Source organism: Stenotrophomonas sp. 01N47, assembly GCF_056399165.1.
The window spans coordinates 112,244-128,163 of the sequence record NZ_JBFTQU010000008.1 but is presented as its reverse complement, the minus strand read 5'-3'; the positions used below and the strand labels follow the sequence as shown (position 1 = coordinate 128,163).

At 67.1% G+C, this 15,920-nt stretch carries 13 protein-coding genes; 11 read left to right on the top strand and 2 right to left on the bottom strand.

Going from position 1 to position 15,920, the window contains the following annotated elements; translation table 11 throughout:
• Window positions 1-36: 36 nt before the first annotated feature.
• On the bottom strand, window positions 37-681 hold the full coding sequence (locus AC1DKR_RS15910; protein ID WP_059064965.1) for a hypothetical protein: 645 nt from the start codon (window positions 679-681) through the stop codon (window positions 37-39).
• A 250-nt stretch (window positions 682-931) separates the two neighbouring features.
• Complete coding sequence (locus AC1DKR_RS15905; RefSeq protein ID WP_336031790.1) at window positions 932-3,358, bottom strand: penicillin-binding protein 1A; 2,427 nt, start codon at window positions 3,356-3,358, stop codon at window positions 932-934.
• 217 nt (window positions 3,359-3,575) lie between these two features.
• Here AC1DKR_RS15905 and AC1DKR_RS15900 point away from each other — a divergent pair, with 217 nt between their 5' ends.
• The 11 genes from AC1DKR_RS15900 to AC1DKR_RS15850 all read left to right on the top strand — a co-directional run bounded on the left by AC1DKR_RS15900 (window position 3,576) and on the right by AC1DKR_RS15850 (window position 15,880).
• Complete coding sequence (locus tag AC1DKR_RS15900) at window positions 3,576-4,634, top strand: pilus assembly protein PilM (protein WP_032951624.1); 1,059 nt, start codon at window positions 3,576-3,578, stop codon at window positions 4,632-4,634.
• Window positions 4,634-5,518, top strand: coding sequence for a PilN domain-containing protein (locus AC1DKR_RS15895; protein WP_478033590.1), 885 nt, complete (start codon window positions 4,634-4,636; stop codon window positions 5,516-5,518). Before AC1DKR_RS15900 ends, AC1DKR_RS15895 begins: the two co-directional genes overlap by 1 nt.
• Entirely contained in the window at window positions 5,515-6,171 is a 657-nt protein-coding gene (locus AC1DKR_RS15890; protein ID WP_223496380.1) for a type IV pilus inner membrane component PilO, read from the top strand. The genes AC1DKR_RS15895 and AC1DKR_RS15890 overlap by 4 nt, the downstream gene beginning before the upstream one ends.
• 26 nt (window positions 6,172-6,197) lie before the next feature.
• Window positions 6,198-6,704 carry a pilus assembly protein PilP gene (locus tag AC1DKR_RS15885; protein WP_223497293.1) on the top strand — a complete coding sequence of 169 codons (507 nt, stop codon included), beginning with the start codon at window positions 6,198-6,200 and terminating at the stop codon, window positions 6,702-6,704.
• Window positions 6,705-6,725: 21 nt separating this feature from the next.
• Window positions 6,726-8,699 carry a type IV pilus secretin PilQ gene (locus AC1DKR_RS15880; RefSeq protein ID WP_447945503.1) on the top strand — a complete coding sequence of 658 codons (1,974 nt, stop codon included), beginning with the start codon at window positions 6,726-6,728 and terminating at the stop codon, window positions 8,697-8,699.
• 202 nt (window positions 8,700-8,901) lie between these two features.
• Window positions 8,902-9,927, top strand: a complete 1,026-nt coding sequence (locus AC1DKR_RS15875; protein ID WP_478033588.1) for an AAA family ATPase — start codon at window positions 8,902-8,904, stop codon at window positions 9,925-9,927.
• A gap of 8 nt (window positions 9,928-9,935) precedes the next feature.
• Window positions 9,936-10,865, top strand: coding sequence for a DUF58 domain-containing protein (locus tag AC1DKR_RS15870; RefSeq protein ID WP_025874235.1), 930 nt, complete (start codon window positions 9,936-9,938; stop codon window positions 10,863-10,865).
• Window positions 10,862-11,311 (top strand): DUF4381 family protein, encoded by a 450-nt coding sequence (locus tag AC1DKR_RS15865; protein WP_478033586.1) that lies wholly within the window; start codon window positions 10,862-10,864, stop codon window positions 11,309-11,311. The genes AC1DKR_RS15870 and AC1DKR_RS15865 overlap by 4 nt, the downstream gene beginning before the upstream one ends.
• Window positions 11,308-12,312: a vWA domain-containing protein gene (locus AC1DKR_RS15860; RefSeq protein WP_033831884.1), complete on the top strand. Its 1,005-nt coding sequence runs from the start codon at window positions 11,308-11,310 to the stop codon at window positions 12,310-12,312. The genes AC1DKR_RS15865 and AC1DKR_RS15860 overlap by 4 nt, the downstream gene beginning before the upstream one ends.
• Window positions 12,309-14,183, top strand: coding sequence for a tetratricopeptide repeat protein (locus AC1DKR_RS15855; RefSeq protein WP_478033582.1), 1,875 nt, complete (start codon window positions 12,309-12,311; stop codon window positions 14,181-14,183). Before AC1DKR_RS15860 ends, AC1DKR_RS15855 begins: the two co-directional genes overlap by 4 nt.
• On the top strand, window positions 14,180-15,880 hold the full coding sequence (locus tag AC1DKR_RS15850) for a BatD family protein (RefSeq protein ID WP_478033580.1): 1,701 nt from the start codon (window positions 14,180-14,182) through the stop codon (window positions 15,878-15,880). The genes AC1DKR_RS15855 and AC1DKR_RS15850 overlap by 4 nt, the downstream gene beginning before the upstream one ends.
• Window positions 15,881-15,920: the final 40 nt, after the last annotated feature.

Below are 15,920 nucleotides of genomic sequence, written 5' to 3'. Positions count from 1 at the left end.
GGCGCAGAGCCGGGCACAGGCCCGGCTCTGCCATGATCAACCGCCGATGTAGGCGGTGATTTCCATCTCGGCCAGAAGCTGCCGCAACTGCGTGGCCGACGCCCGCCGCATGGGTTTCTCATCCACCGGCGACAGCGGGGCCTGGCGCAACGCATCGTAGGGCAGGACGGCCAGGTCGAAGGTCAGGTCTTCGGCACTGAACACCCACACCGGTACATCCAGATTGCGCTCACGGTCCATCCGCAGGCGCCGCGTACGCGATTCCGCAGGGATGCGATGTTCGTCCAGGAAGCGATGCACGGCCTCCGGGTCGTCACTGTGCAGGTGCAATTGCACGGGGCTGTTGGCATCGGCGGTGCCGTCCAGCACCGGTCCGGCCAGGCGCGGCGAAAACCCGTGCAGGAACTCCAGCGCCCGCAACGCGGACTCGCGCCGCCGCTGTAGTTCGCTGCCGTGCTGCGGGCCGGAGAACAGCCGTTGGTACTCGCGCAGCGCCTGTTCGATCTCGACGTTGCGGGGCAGGGAGGCATCGTCGTGGATGCCAAGGCGGCTGGCAGCCTTGAGTTTGGCCTGGTGGAAGTCGCGGATTCCGCCTTCGGCCATCAGCCGGGCGGCTTCGTGGGCGAGACGATGACGCCGTTCGCGGGTCTGGCTGACAGCATGCTGGTGAGCGCGGTGCATGCGATGACTCCCTGTTGCGACCTGGCTACAGACTAGCGCAGGCGTGTGACATCTGCGTGGGCGAAGGCAACGGCGCCGCTACGCTCGCCGGGCATGGCCCGGCGCTACCGGGAAAGGGCGCCCGACGGGTGCGGCATGGTAGCGCCGGGCCATGCCCGGCGGATGCATCGGCGCCAACCAAGGTTGGCGACTACCAAGGCAACGTCGGGCCATCGTGCCAACCAACGGTTGGCACCCACCCAGCCTGGCTTCAGAAGATATCGAACGCGGCCGCGTCAGCCTGCGGGGTGCTCTGCAGGTTGAGGTCATAGTCGGTCAGGCGGTCCATGTCTTCCACCTTCACCCACTCCACCGCACCGTTGAGGGTGGCCTGGACCATGCCGCTCGGCGGTTCGTTCTGTGCGATCGGGGTGTCCTTCAGCGCGGTGCGCATGTAGTCGATCCAGATCGGCAGGGCGGCCTTGCCACCGTATTCGCGGTAGCCCAGCGAGCGGAAGTCGTCGCGGCCCACCCACACGGTGGTCACGTACGGGCCGCCGAAGCCGGAGAACCAGGCGTCACGGTGATCATTGGTGGAGCCGGTCTTGCCGCCCACGTCTTCGCGGCCGAGCACCTTGGCCTGCGCGCCGGTGCCGCGCTGGACCACGTCGCGCATCATCGACACCAGCTGGTAGGCGGTACGGGCGTCGATCGCACGCGGTGCGGTACGTGCATCCGGGTTGACCGGTGCGGCCGGCGTTTCGGTCTTGGCTTCCGGCTTGGCAGCGGCGGTGGCATCGACCTTGGGTGCCGGGGCGCCGAAGTTGAAGCCGTCCACGACCTGGTTCACCGGCTGGTCGCTGCTGCCGGCGCAGTCGCGGCAGGCCATCGCCGGGTTTTCCTTGAACACCAGGTTGCCATCGCGATCGTTGACCTGGTCGATCAGCCAGGTATCCACGCGCGAGCCGCCATTGGCGAACACGGCATAGCCGCGGGCCACCGACAGCGGCGTCAGCGAGGCGGTACCCAGCGACATCGACAGGTTCGGCGGCAGCTCGGATTCGGCAAAGCCGAACTGGCTGATGTACTTGCGCGCGTAGTCCACGCCCATGCCATCAAGCAGGCGCACCGAGACCAGATTGCGTGACTGCACCAGCGCTTCACGCAGGCGCATCGGGCCACGGAAGCCGCCGCCGTCGTTCTGCGGCGCCCAGGTCTTGCCGCGGCGGTCGCGGAACACGACCGGGGCGTCGAGCACGATCGAGGCCGGGTTGTAGCCCTTGTCGAAGGCGGCCGCATAGACGAACGGCTTGAAGCTCGAACCGGGCTGGCGACGGGCCTGGGTGGCACGGTTGAACTTGTTGCCGGAGAAGCTGAAGCCGCCGACCAGCGCCTTCAGGGCGCCGCTGTGGGCGTCCAGCGAAACCAGCGCGGACTGCCCGCGCGGGAGCTGGTCGAGCAGCCACTCGCCCTCCTTGGCGCCGGCGCGCACGCGCACGATGTCGCCACGCTGCACCAGCTTGGCCGGGCTCTTGTTGGTCCACTTGGCGGCACCGGCCGGCAGCACGATCTCGCTGCGGTTGGCCAGCACCACAGTGGCGCTGCCGTCGGCGCCGGTGCTGGCGACGATGGCCGGCAGCAGGCCGGCCTGGCCGAACATGCCGCGCAGGTGCTCGGCCAGTGCAGCGGCATCATCGCCGGCGCCCAGCTGCACCTGCTTCTCTACGCCGTGCCAGCCGTGGCGATGGTCGTACAGCAGCAGGCCGTCGCGCACCGACAGGTTGGCGGCGGTCTGCAGGGTCGAATCGATGGTGGTGGTGACGTGGTAGCCCTTGTTGACCACGTCGCCGCCGAAGCGGGCGATCATTTCCTGGCGCACCAGCTCGGCCACGTAGGGCGCATCGACCTGCACCGGTGGCTCATGCGCAGTGGCATGCATCGGCACGGCCTTGGCCGCGTCGGCCTCGGCCTGGCTGACGAACTTCAGGTCGGCCATGCGCTGCAGCACATAGTTGTCACGACGCTGGCGGGCGCGCTCCGGGTTGGAGATCGGGTTGCCCGAGGACGGGAACTTGGGGATGCCGGCCAGCGAGGCCATCTCGTCCAGGTCCAGCTCGCCCAGCTTCTTGCCGTAGTAGAACTCGGCGGCGGCGGCCACGCCGTAGGCGCGGTTGCCGAAGAAACTCTTGTTCAGGTACAGCTCGAAGATCTCGTCCTTGCTCAGCTCGGACTCGATCTTGCGCGCCAGCAGGATCTCGGCCAGCTTGCGGGTATAGCTGTACTCGGAGCTGAGGAAGAACTGGCGGGCCACCTGCTGGGTGATGGTGGAGCCGCCGGGCACGCGCTTGTCGTTGGTGGTGGCCAGCAGCCACACCGCGCGACCGATGCCCTTGTAGTCCACGCCGCCGTGCTCGTAGAAGCGGGCATCCTCGGTGGCCAGGAACGCCTGCTTCAGCTTCTCCGGGACGTCCTTCATGGTGATGGGGGTACGCCGGGTCTCACCGAATACCGCCATCAGCTTGCCGTCGGCAGCGTAGACGTACATCGGCTCCTGCATTTCCACGTCGCGCAGGGTCTGCACGTCGGGAAGCTTGGAAGAAACGGCGTAGTACAGGCCGCCAACGGCGGCCGCTCCGACCAGCGCCAGGACCAGGACAACAAGAAAGATCCAGCGCAGCCAGCGGCGGAGACGGGTCATCTGTGTCAGATTCCGATTGCGAATTTCGTGGTCGCAGAGTATAGATTACGCAAGGTGGCGGCTGGGGCCGGCACTGGGGAGTGCAAGGGGACGCCAGGGGCTGCGTGTTCATCCTGTGAGGGATGTCACAGCAGGGCGGTTGCCATTTGCTAAGAATACGTTATTAATGCGCGGACGCAGCTCTTGCGTCCAAGTGCCCGTCGGCAGGGGAGAAACCGTGGGGCTCATCCCAAAAAGTCAGTCGCCGCTCATTGGCGTCGACATCAGTTCGACTGCGGTAAAGCTGTTGCAGCTTTCCCGCAGCGGCAACCGTTTCCGTGTGGAACATTATGCCGTGGAACCGCTGCCGCCGAATGCGGTGGTGGAGAAGAACATCGTTGAAGTGGAGGCCGTGGGAGAGGCCATCCGCCGGGCGATGAACCGTTCCGGCAGCAAGGCCAAGCTGGCCGCTGCGGCCGTGGCCGGTTCGGCGGTGATCACCAAGGTGATCCCGATGCCGGCCGACCTGGACGAGAACGACATGGAAGCCCAGATCGAGCTGGAAGCGGTCAACTACATTCCGTATCCGATCGAGGAAGTGAACCTGGACTTCGAGGTGATCGGGGCGATCCCGAACAACCCGGAAATGGTCCAGGTGCTGCTGGCGGCCTCGCGTTCGGAAAACGTCGAGCTGCGCCAGTCCGCACTGGAACTGGGTGGCCTGCAGGCCAAGGTGATGGACGTGGAGGCCTTCGCGGTCGAGAACGCCTTCGCCCTGGTGGCAAGCGAGCTGCCGGTGTCGGCCGAGGGCGTGGTTGCGCTGGTCGATATCGGCGCCACCATGACCACCCTCAACGTACTGCGCGGTGGCCGTAGCTTGTACAGCCGCGAACAGGTGTTCGGTGGCAAGCAGCTGACCGACGAGATCATGCGCCGTTATGGCCTGAGCTACGAGGAAGCCGGTCTGGCCAAGCGGCAGGGCGGGTTGCCGGAAAGCTACGAGATGGAAGTGCTGGAGCCGTTCAAGGAAGCCACGGTCCAGCAGATCAGCCGCCTGCTGCAGTTCTTCTACGCCGGCAGCGAGTTCAACCGCGTCGATCACATCGTGCTGGCCGGCGGCTGTGCCGCCCTTGCAGGCCTGCCGGAGATGGTCGAGGAACAGCTGGGCGTGCCGACCGTGGTCGCCAACCCGCTGGCACAGATGACCCTGGGGCCGAAGGTACAGGCGCACGCGCTGGCCCAGGATGCCCCCGCGCTGATGATCGCGACCGGTCTGGCGCTGAGGAGCTTTGACTGATGGCACGCATCAATCTATTGCCCTGGCGCGCCGAACGGCGCAAGCAACGCCAGCGCGAGTTCGGCATCATGCTGGGCATGGCCGCCCTGGGTGGCCTGCTTCTGTCGCTGTTGATCTGGTTCTACTACGACATGCAGGTCAGCGGGCAGAGCGATCGCAACGCCTACCTGCAGACCGAGATCGACAAGGTCAAGGAGCAGAACAAGGAAATTGATCGCCTCGACGAGCAGAAGAATCGATTGCTGGCCCGCAAGGCCGTGATCGAACAGCTGCAGGCCAAGCGTTCGCAGATGGTGCACCTGTTCGATGCGCTGGTCCGCACCATTCCCGATGGTGTGGTGCTGACCGCTCTGCAGCAGGAAGGCGACGTGTTGACCCTGGAGGGCCGGACCCAGTCCAACGCCCGTGTCTCGGCATACATGCGCAACCTCGAAGTTTCCGGCTGGATGACCAATCCGGAGCTGGCGATCATCGAGGCGCGTGAGCCGGAAAAGGACAAGGAAGGGCGCGCGACCGGCCCGGTGGCTGACATCAAGGCATTGCCGTACGTGTTCAAGGTCAAGGTCAAGCTGCCTGCGCAGAGCGAGGAAGCAGGCGCCACGCCGGGCCTGAACCCTGATGGCAGTGTGGCGGGCACGGCGCCGATGGCACCGACGGTCGCACCGCTCAGTGCCGGGCCCGATGCCGCAGCGCCTGCCGCTGCCGTACCGCAGTCGGGGACGGCACCGGCACCTGCTGCCACGCCTGCAACGACTCCTGCACCGGCGGCAACGCCTGCGCCGGCCAAGCCCGCGCAGGCCGCACCGGCAACCAAGCCTGAGGGCAGCCGCCTGGCGCAGCCGCCGCAGGCCTTCCACGCCCCGCTGCAGGGGGATCGCGCATGAGCAAGAAAGTCGACATCAAGAACCTCGATTTCAACGACATCGGCAACTGGCCACAGAAGGCCAAGATCGTTTTCTGCGCATTGCTGGCGGTGGTGATCATGTTCGTGGCGTGGATGCTGCTGATCAGTGGCAAGCGCGATGAACTGGCCAGTCTGGAGTCGCAGGAAACCGCGCTGCGCGAGGAGTTCACCAAGGAACAGAAGCGCGCGGTCAACCTGGAGCCGCTGAAACAGCAGCTGGCACAGATGGAGCAGGTACTGCAGCAGATGCTGCGGCAGCTGCCCAGCAAGACCGAAATGCCCGACCTGATCATCGACATCTCGCAGACCGCGTTGTCCAGCGGCCTGTCCAACGAGTTGTTCGAGCCGGAGCAGGAGCAGATCAAGGAGTTCTACGCCGAGAAGCCGATCAAGCTGCGGATGGTGGGCAGTTACCACCAGTTCGGCGCCTTCGTCAGTGGCGTGGCCTCGTTGCCGCGGGTGGTGATCCTGACCATGCACGACATCAACCTCAAGCCGAAGGACAAGACCAGTGGCAATGTCCGCGCCGGTGCGCTGGAGTTGTCCGGTACGGTCAAGACCTACCGCTACCTGGATGAGGCCGAGGTCGAGGAACAGCAGAAGGCTGAAGCGGGCAAGGAGGAGAAGAAGTGACCGGTTCCTTCATTGCACGCGGTGGGATGGTATTGACGGTGTTGCTGCTGGCCGCCTGCGGTCGCGGCGTGACCAGCACGCCGGGTGATGCACCCAACCTGGAAAAATGGGTCGAGAGCGAGCGCGCACGACCGGCGGAGTCGATTGAGGCCCTGCCGGTGATGCAGCAGTTCGAGACCTTCGAATACTCCGCGCAGGGCATGCGCGATCCGTTCACCGATGCCTGGACCAACCCGCAGCAGGGGAATGGGGGACTGCGGCCAGATCCGAACCGGCGCAAGGAGCCGATGGAAGGCTTCCCGCTGGACGCGCTGGACATGGTCGGCACCATCGGAACAGGCGCCGGCACCGTGGCGCTGGTGATGGGGCCGGACAAGGTGACCTATCGGGTGCGTCCCGGCGGGTACCTGGGGCAGAGCGACGGGCGGGTCACCGCGGTCTTCGAAGACCGCGTGGAGCTGATCGAACTGGTGCCGGATGGCGCGGGTGGCTGGCTGGAACGTCCAGCAACGCTCGCGCTTGAAGATCAATGATCGTTTACTGGGGATAGCACGATGACCTTTCACCAAGCCAAGGGGCTGCGTCCCATCCGGCGCTCTACCTTGAACCGCATCAGCGCGCTGGGAGTCGCGTTGATGTTGGCCTGCGCTCCGGCGCTGGCTGCCGCACCGTCGGAAAAACCGGCCGGCACGGCGCTGGCTGCGACGTCGGCCACTGCACCGGCAAGCCTGTCGGTGCAGCGTATCGACTTCAAGCGTGGCGATGACGGCGCAGGCCGCCTGATCCTGCAGTTCGACGGCCAGGGCGCCATGCCCGACCTGCGCAGCCAGGGCAACAGCGTGGTGGTCGATGTCGGCAACGCGCGCCTGCCGGCCAACCTGCAGAAGCCGATGAACGTCACCGACTTCGCCACCCCGGTGCAGCGCATCGACGCCAAGCCGTCCGGGGCCGGCACCCAGCTGGTGCTGAGCACGGGCGGTCCGGTCGAGTCGCTGGCCTACCAGAGTGGCAACGAGTATGTGGTGGAGATCAGCCCGCGGCAGGTGCAGGCCGCCGTTGGCGCAGTCACTGCCGGCAGCGTGACCCAGGCTGCCAAGGGCGTCCCGCAGCGCGGCTTCACCGGCAAACCGGTGACTTTCAACTTCCAGGACGTGCCCGTGCGCACCGTGCTGCAGCTGATCGCCGAAGAGTCGAATCTGAACGTGGTGGCCTCTGATTCGGTGCAGGGCAATGTGACCCTGCGTCTGGTCAACGTGCCGTGGGACCAGGCGCTGGATATCGTGCTGCGTGCCAAGGGTCTGGACAAGCGTCGTGACGGCAGCGTCGTGTGGGTTGCGCCGCAGTCCGAGCTGGCCAAGTTCGAGCAGGAGAAGGAAGACGCGCGCATCGCGATCGAGAACCGCGAAGACCTGATGACCGACTATGTCCAGATCAACTACCACAGCGCCACGCAGATCTTCAAAGCGCTGACCGAGGCCAAGGGCATCGGCGGTGGTGGCGGCGGTGGCGGTGGCGGTGGTGGTGGCAGTTCGCAGGAAGAAAGTGGCTTCCTGTCGGCGCGCGGCCGCATTGTCGCCGACGAGCGCACCAACACGCTGATGATCAGCGACATTCCGAAGAAGATCGCGCGCATGCGCGAGTTGATCAGTGTCATCGACCGCCCGGTCGACCAGGTACTGATCGAAGCACGCATCGTCATCGCTACTGACACGTTCGCGCGCGAACTGGGCGCCAAGTTCGGCATCAGCGGCAGCCGTGACAACGTCTACTTCAGCGGTGACCTCGCATCCAATGCGAAGAACCGCGAGTCGGAAGTGGCTACGTCCATTGCCAACCAGACCGCGTTCAATCAATGGGTGGCCGGTGGCAGGACCGGGCCGGCACCGGTGCCGGTGGGTCCTACGATCACCCGTGGCCTGAACTGGAACCTGCCGGTGGCAGCGGCCAGCAACCCGGGTTCGCTGGCACTGTCGATCCTCAACGCGGGCTATCTGCTTGATGTGGAATTGTCGGCCATGCAGGAAGAGTCGCGTGGTGAAGTGATTTCCAACCCGCGCGTGGTGACCACCAACCAGCGCGAGGCGCTGATCAAGCAGGGCAAGGAAATCGGCTATGTGACCATCAGTGGCGGCGGTACTGGCGGCGCACAGACCCCGAACGTGCAGTTCAAGGAAGTAGTGCTGGAGCTGAAGGTCACGCCGACGATCACCAACGACAACCGCGTGTTCCTCAACATGGCGGTGAAGAAGGACGAGGTTGATCAGCTGATCCAGTTGCAGGGCTATGGCACCGTGCCGTCCATCAACCGCCGCGAGGTCAACACCGCCGTGCTGGTGGAAGATGGCCAGACCGTGGTGATCGGTGGCGTGTATGAGTTCACCGACCGCAACAGTGTCAGCAAGGTGCCGTTCCTGGGCGATGTGCCGTTCCTCGGCAACCTGTTCAAGAAGCGTGGGCGCAACAAGGACAAGGCTGAACTGCTGGTCTTCGTGACCCCGAAGGTCCTGCGAGTGGCCCGCCAGAACTGAGGCATCACATCTGTTGTATCCGACCGGGGCCGCCACGTGCGGCCCCGCGTCGTTTGCGCCATCGCAGCTAGATCCACGACATGCCTCTCCGAGTAGATCCACGCCATGCGTGGAGGCTGTTCAGCCGTTCTTGATGCCAGCAGCCGGGCGGCCTGCGATGATGTGGGGAACCCGAGCCATCCCGCGCCGGTCAAAGGCCCCCATGAACCTGCCTCCGCCGATGCCCGAATCCATTTCTCCACCGCCTGCCCCCGTCACCTCGCGCCTGCATGCGGCCTTCAGCGACCTGCGCGATGCACTGTCGGCTGAGATCGTCGGCCAGGCGGCGCTGGTCGAACGCCTGCTGATCGCCTTGCTGGCCGATGGCCACCTGCTGGTGGAAGGTGCGCCGGGCCTGGCCAAGACCACGGCCATCCGGGCCTTGGCGGCACGGCTGGAAGCAGACTTCGCACGTGTGCAGTTCACGCCGGACCTGCTGCCTTCGGACCTGACCGGCACCGAGATCTGGCGCCCTCAGGAAGGTCGTTTCGAGTTCGTACCGGGGCCGATCTTCCACCCGATCCTGCTGGCTGACGAGATCAACCGTGCGCCGGCCAAAGTGCAGTCCGCGCTGCTGGAAGCGATGGGCGAACGCCAAGTGACCGTTGGCCGCCACACCTACGCACTGCCCTCGCTGTTCCTGGTGATGGCCACGCAGAACCCGATCGAGCAGGAAGGCACCTTCCCGCTGCCGGAAGCGCAGCTGGATCGTTTCCTGATGCATGTACGCATTGGTTATCCAGACCAGACGGCCGAGTCGGAGATCCTGCGGCTGGCCCGCGAGCGTGCCCGCGGCGCGCTTGGCGAGGCCGCAGCGGCGCCGGAAAAGCTGCCGATGCAGGATGTCTTCGATGCGCGCCGCGAGGTGCTGGAGCTGCACATGGCCCCCGCGCTGGAGCGCTATCTGATCGAGCTGGTACTGGCCTCACGCGACCCTTCGCGCTACGACACCTCGCTGGCGCGCCGCATCGCGTGGGGCGCCAGCCCGCGTGGCTCCATCGCACTGGAGCGGTGCGCACGGGCGCGGGCGTGGTTGGCAGGGCGTGACTTCGTCACCCCCGACGACGTGCGTGCCGTGGCCGACGATGTGCTGCGCCACCGGGTTCTGCCCAGTTATGAAGCCATCGCCGAAGGCTGGGATGGTGAGCGCCTGGTGCAGGAACTGCTTGCCCGGGTACCGGCGCCCTGAGCGCGCGCATGACCGGCACGACCAACGGACCTGCTCCGGTTACCAGCGAAGGCGATGGCCTGCGACCGCAACTGGCCGAGCTGGTGGCATTGCGCCGCCTGGCACAGCGCCCGCCGCCGCCTCGTCGTGGGCGGGCGGGCAGCGCCGGGCAAGCACCTTCACCACTGCGCGGGCGCGGCATGGAATATGCCGAATCACGCGAGTACGTGGCGGGCGACGACGCGCGTCACATCGACTGGCGCGTCACCGCGCGCACCGGCCGCACGCACACCAAGCTGTTCCAGGCAGAACGCGAGCGGGTCACCCTGATCGTTGCCGATACTTCGCCTGCGCTGTACTTCGGTACCCGCGTGCGCTTCAAGTCCGTGCAGGCGGCGCGCGCGGGTGCCGTCGCGGCATGGTCTGCACAGCGCCGCGGCGACCGCATCGGTGCATTGCGCGGTAGTGATCGCGAGGCGCCGATCGCGCCGGCCGGCGGTGCCCGCGGCGTACTGCGCGTACTCGATGCACTCACGCGCTGGTACGCGCAGCCACCTGCCGATGACCTTGGCCTGGAACGCGCGCTGGACCATGCCGGTCGGGTGCTGCGCCCCGGCGCCCGGATGCTGGTACTGGCCGATCCGCAGCAGGCGATCCGCATTCCGCCGGCGCGCTGGAGCGCGTTGGCCCAGCACCATGACCTGAGTCTGCTGCTGCTGGTCGATCCGCTTGAGTTGCAGCCGCCAACGGCGCCCCTGCAGTTTCTCGCCGCGCAGCAGCGCATCGGCCTGGACCTGCGCCGCAGCGATGTGCAGGCGCACTGGCAGGCGCATTTCGTTGAACCCCTGCAGCAGCTGCGCAGCCAGCTTGCCGCGCGTCGCGTCGATGTGCAGGTGCTGTCCACCGATGCGGCAAGCGATGCCTGGCTGGCGCCGGCACCGACGGAGGTGCCGGCATGAGTGCCTCCCTGCCACTGCGCGACGTGCAGTTGCCGCCCTCGCCAGCGTGGTGGCCCCCCGCACCTGGCTGGCTGATGCTGATCGCATTGGTTCTGCTGTTGCTGGCCATCGTTGCTGCGGTGGCATGGCGTCGTCGTCGCCGCCGCCAGCAGTGGATGCGCGTGTTCGATCAGGAGATTGCGGCAGTGAACGGCGCGCCGTCGGAACTGGCAGCCATCGCCAGCCTGCTGCGGCGTGCGGCGCGTCAGGCGCGACCGGGTAGCGAGGCACTACGCGATGACGCGTGGTGGCAGTACGTAGACCCCAAGGACACCCTGCCGCTTGCGCAGCGCAACCTGCTGGCCGAGGGGGCCTATCGTCCACACGTGGATGCCGCTGCCGTGGCTGACGTGCGCGCGTGGGCGCGGGCGCGCTACCTGTCTTTGCTGCAGGAGCGCCGCCGATGAGCGCGCTTGCAGCTTACTGGCCCTGGCCGGATCTGCAGCTGGCTTGGCCGCTGGCACTGCTGGCACTGCCGCTGCCGATCCTGATGCTTGCATGGAAGCGGCGGGCCGATCCGGGCGCTGCGTTGCGCGTGCCCTACGCCGCTGCCGAACTGGAAGCACTGGCTGGCGGCGGTCGTGTCGGCATTTCCTGGCTGCGCAGCGGCTTGCTGTGGCTGGGCTGGCTGGCGCTGTGCGTGGCGATGGCGCGTCCGCAGCAGCTGGGTGAGGCGATTACCCCGCCGCAGGAAGGCCGGCAGATGATGCTGGCAATGGACGTGTCCGGCAGCATGAGCGAGCCGGACATGGTGCTCGGTGCGCAGGCGGTGGAGCGCTTGACCGCAGCCAAGGCGGTGCTGGCCGATTTCCTGGACCGTCGTGCCGGCGATCGCGTCGGCCTGCTGGTGTTCGGTGATCGTGCCTACACACTCACACCGTTGACTGCGGATCTGTCCAGCGTGCGCGATCAACTGCGCGACAGCGTGGTTGGCCTTGCCGGGCGCGAGACGGCCATTGGTGACGCCATCGCGCTGGCGGTCAAACGCCTGCGCAATCAGCCCGAAGGGCAGCGCGTACTGATCCTGCTGACCGACGGCGTCAGCAACGCCGGTGTGCTGGAACCTCTGCGCGCAGCCGAGCTGGCGCGTGCCGAAGGGGTGCGCGTGCACACCGTGGCGTTTGGCAGCGACGGTAGTGCGCGGTTCTTCGGCATTCCCGTGGCTGCCGACCGCGATCCGGTGGATGAGGCAACGCTGCGCAGGATCGCCGAGATGACCGGCGGCCGCTTCTTCCGCGCGCGTGATACCGACCAGCTGGCTGGCATCTATGCCGAACTGGACAGGCTGGAGCCAATCGCAGCGAAGGGACCGGCACTGCGTCCGCGCAACGAGCGCTATGCATGGCCACTGGCCGTCGCCTTGCTGTTGGGCGCATTGGCGTGGGCCTGGCCGGAACGTCGCCGATGAACGCCACTTTCCTGAAGATGCCCGACTGGAGCGCGTTCGATTGGAGTGCATTGCATTTCCTGCGGCCGGACGGCTTGTGGCTGCTGGCGGCACTGCCGTTGATCGTCGCCGTGGCCATCTACCGGCAACGGCGCAGCGACGCGTGGCGGCAGGCGGTCGACGCCCATCTGCTGTCGCAGCTCCTGGCGGGCGAGGGCAAGCGACGCACGCGCCTGCCATGGGCATTGCTGCTGGGCTGGACCCTGGCGGCACTGGCGATGGCTGGCCCCAGCTGGAGGCAGCAGGCGCAGCCGATCTATCAGGCCAGTGCGCCGTTGGTGGTGGTGCTGGATCTCTCCAGCCGCATCACCGCGACCGACCTGCCACCCTCGCGCCTGCTGCAGGCGCGGGCAAAGATCGGTGCTCTGCTGCGCGCCCGTCAAGGCGGACAGGTGGGTCTGGTGGTGTATGCCGAAGATGCCTATACCGTGGCGCCGTTGACCGACGACGCTGCCAACGTGGCGCTGTACCTGGACGCGCTGTCGCCGGAGGTGATGCCGCGTGATGGACAGCGCGCCGACCGTGGCATCGACTGGGCGGTCAGGTTGCTGCGGCAGACCGGTGCCTTGCGCGGCCAGATTCTGCTGGTCAGCGACCAGGCTGACAGCGAAGCGGCGCTTGCCGCAACGCAGGCGCGTGGCCTCGGCCTGCAGGCGTCGGTGCTGGGCCTGGGCACACCATCCGGCGCCGCTTATCGCGATGGTCAAGGCCAGATCGCACAGGCCGTGCTGGATGAAACCAGTCTGCGTGCCGTCGCCACCGCAGGCGGCGGGCGTTACCAGCGCATCGCCAGCGATGATCGCGACCTGAAGGCATTGGACGTACTTGATGCCAGCGACGGCGGTGCGCTGCAGCGGCCCGGGCAGGCCCGGCAGTGGCAGGACGAAGGCTATTGGTTGTTGCCGCCGGTGATGCTGCTGGCACTGCTGGCGTTCCGCCGCCGCGCTGTGCTGGCGGCGGTGCTGGCCGTGGGTCTTCTGCCCTTGAGCGGGCAGTTGCAGGCACAGCCGCGCGCGCCCATGGCTGCGCCGACAGCGGGCACGATGTGGGAACGTGCCGACCAGCGTGAGCATGCACGCCTGGCCGAGGGTGTGCAGGCGTACCGTCAAGGTGATTTCGCCACTGCCCGCAAGCAGTTCGAAGGCATCGACAGCGATGCGGGCTGGTACAACCTCGGCAACGTGCTTGCCCGCCAGGGCGACTACGACGGTGCCATCGCCGCCTACGACAAGGCCTTGGCGCGCCACCCGCAGATGGCCGACGCCGTCGCCAACCGTGCGGTGGTCGACGCCGCGCGCAAGCGCAAGTCGTCGTCGAACAACAGCCAGGGGCAGGGCAAGGGGCAGCAGAAGCCGCAGCAGGGACAGCAGCAGGGACAGCAGCAGAACCAGCAGGGCCAGCAAGGCCAACAAGGCCAACAAGGTCAGCAGAATCAGCAGCAGGGCCAGCAAGGTCAGCAGAATCAGCCGCAGCAGGGCCAGCAAAGCCAGCAAGGCCAGCAGCAATCGCAGGACCAGAAGGGCCAGCAGAACCCGGCGTCTGCAGGTTCCGGCCAGCAGGGGGCGAAGCAGGAGCCACCGCAGGCAGCCGACGCGCAGGCCCAGGCGCAGGCCGATGCCCAGCAGCGTCAGCGGATGCAGCAGGCCCTGCAGCAGGCACGCGCCGGCGAAGCCGGCAAGACGGCAGTGCGCGGCGATGGCGGCACGCCGCAACAGCGCGAGGAGCAGCAGGCCGTGGAGGCGTGGATGCGGCGCGTGCCGGATGATCCGGGGGCACTGCTGCGGGCCAAGTTCCAGTTGGAAAACGAACGTAGAAAGAGGGAAGGGCGATGACAGGCATGGCGAGCAGGCAAATCCGGTGGCCTTTGCCTGTGCTGGCGATGCTGCTGCTGTGGCTGCCGATGGTGGCCATGGCGCAGACGCGCGCCTGGCTGGAACAGGACAGCATTGCCGCCGGTGATGCGGTCACCCTGCACATCGAGACCGATCAGGGCGCTCCGGACTATGCACCGTTGAATGCCGATTTCGTGCTCAGCGCGCAGAGCAGCAACCGCCAGGTGCAGTGGAGCAATGGCGGCGTCCAGCAGCGCAACCTCTATACGGTTGCGTTGACGCCGCGCCGCACCGGTACGCTGCAGGTGCCTTCATTACAGGTAGGCGCAGCACGCACGGTGCCCTTGGTGCTGCAGGTAAGTGATGCCGTGGTGGCCACCCCGCAGAGCAATGCCACCGCCTTCATCGAAACCGAGGTGGATGACCCGACGCCCTACGTGCAGCAGAGCGTGGGCGTGGTGGTCAGGCTGTACTTCGCCTCGCAGCTGGCGTCGGGCGAACTGGTGCTCGACACACCCAGTGGCGCTTCGCTGCAGCGGGTGGGGGAGGATCGCAGCGACGTGCGCCAGGTCAACGGCCGTCGCTACAACGTGGTCGAACGTCGCTTCCTGCTGATCCCCGAGCGCAGCGGGGCGTTGCGCCTGCCGGGTGCGCGCTTCACCGGCCGCAGTGCAGGTGGCTTCTTCGATGACTTCTTCGGGAGCGGTGGCGATGGCCGCATGAATGCCGTCGGTGCCGAACGCACGTTGCAGGTGCAGGCGCAACCGGCGCAGGCCGTGCAGCCGTGGCTGCCCCTGCACAGCCTGCAATTGCGCTACACCGCCGCACCCAGCAGTGCGCGCACGGGCGAAGCGGCCACCGTGATGGTCGAAGCGATCGCCAACGGCGCTACCCGGGCCCAGTTCACCGATCTGCCCGTACCCGACCTCGGCGACGCCGCACAGGTGTTCGCCGAACCTGCCCAGTACGAGGAGACCTTCAGCGGCAGCACGCCACGCCTGAAGATCACCCGTCGCTACTCGATCGTGCCGCGGCAGGTTGGATCGCTGCGTGTGCCGGGGCCGCGCGTGGCCTGGTGGAACGTGGACAGTGGCAGTGCCCAGCAGGCCAGCCTGCCGGATCTGGAACTGGCCGTGGCCGCAGGCCGGGCCGGCGCGCCGGTCGCACAACCGATCGATACCGATGCCGCGTTGCCGGGAGACGCCGCACCCGCCGCTGCATCCTCTCTTGCACCCACCGCAGCAGGTCCCCGGCCGTGGCCGTGGATGGCTGCCGCCGCAGGCCTGGCGCTGCTGTGGCTGTTGACCCTGGCATGGGGATGGCGACGTGGCCGCCGTGCCGTCGCCCACACCCGCCCGGTTCCCCGGCCAGGAGCCAGTGCCCCTGCAACGTCCTCGCGTGCCAGCGTGGCCGAGCTGCGCCGGGCGATCGATGGCGAGGGCTTTGACCAGGTAGAGGCGCTGCTGTGTTCGATGGCCGGCGTGGAACGCCTGGAGCAGGTGATCGAGCGCCTGGCCGATCCGGCCCAGCGGCAGACCCTGCAGGCGTTGCAGCAAGGGCGCTGGGGCGGGATGGGTGATGTCAGCGCGCTGCGGGCCCGCCTGCGCGAAAGCTTCCGTGACGGACCGCACTGGTCGGCCGCCACCGGCGCCGTCGACACTGGGCTGCCGCCGCTGTATCCGCCGCGGCAACCCTGAACCGGCGCGGCTTGCGCGCTTTGTTAGAGTAGATTCATTT

What these genes read in the sequence shown, in the direction of transcription:
- AC1DKR_RS15895 (WP_478033590.1), top strand. Translation starts at nt 4,634, where the DNA reads ATGGCACGCATCAATCTATTGCCCTGGCGCGCCGAACGGCGCAAGCAA.
- AC1DKR_RS15875 (WP_478033588.1), top strand. Translation starts at nt 8,902, where the DNA reads ATGAACCTGCCTCCGCCGATGCCCGAATCCATTTCTCCACCGCCTGCC.
- AC1DKR_RS15905 (WP_336031790.1), bottom strand. Translation starts at nt 3,358, where the DNA reads ATGACCCGTCTCCGCCGCTGGCTGCGCTGGATCTTTCTTGTTGTCCTG.
- AC1DKR_RS15860 (WP_033831884.1), top strand. Translation starts at nt 11,308, where the DNA reads ATGAGCGCGCTTGCAGCTTACTGGCCCTGGCCGGATCTGCAGCTGGCT.
- AC1DKR_RS15885 (WP_223497293.1), top strand. Translation starts at nt 6,198, where the DNA reads ATGGTATTGACGGTGTTGCTGCTGGCCGCCTGCGGTCGCGGCGTGACC.
- AC1DKR_RS15910 (WP_059064965.1), bottom strand. Translation starts at nt 681, where the DNA reads ATGCACCGCGCTCACCAGCATGCTGTCAGCCAGACCCGCGAACGGCGT.
- AC1DKR_RS15880 (WP_447945503.1), top strand. Translation starts at nt 6,726, where the DNA reads ATGACCTTTCACCAAGCCAAGGGGCTGCGTCCCATCCGGCGCTCTACC.
- AC1DKR_RS15865 (WP_478033586.1), top strand. Translation starts at nt 10,862, where the DNA reads ATGAGTGCCTCCCTGCCACTGCGCGACGTGCAGTTGCCGCCCTCGCCA.
- AC1DKR_RS15850 (WP_478033580.1), top strand. Translation starts at nt 14,180, where the DNA reads ATGACAGGCATGGCGAGCAGGCAAATCCGGTGGCCTTTGCCTGTGCTG.
- AC1DKR_RS15855 (WP_478033582.1), top strand. Translation starts at nt 12,309, where the DNA reads ATGAACGCCACTTTCCTGAAGATGCCCGACTGGAGCGCGTTCGATTGG.
- AC1DKR_RS15870 (WP_025874235.1), top strand. Translation starts at nt 9,936, where the DNA reads ATGACCGGCACGACCAACGGACCTGCTCCGGTTACCAGCGAAGGCGAT.
- AC1DKR_RS15890 (WP_223496380.1), top strand. Translation starts at nt 5,515, where the DNA reads ATGAGCAAGAAAGTCGACATCAAGAACCTCGATTTCAACGACATCGGC.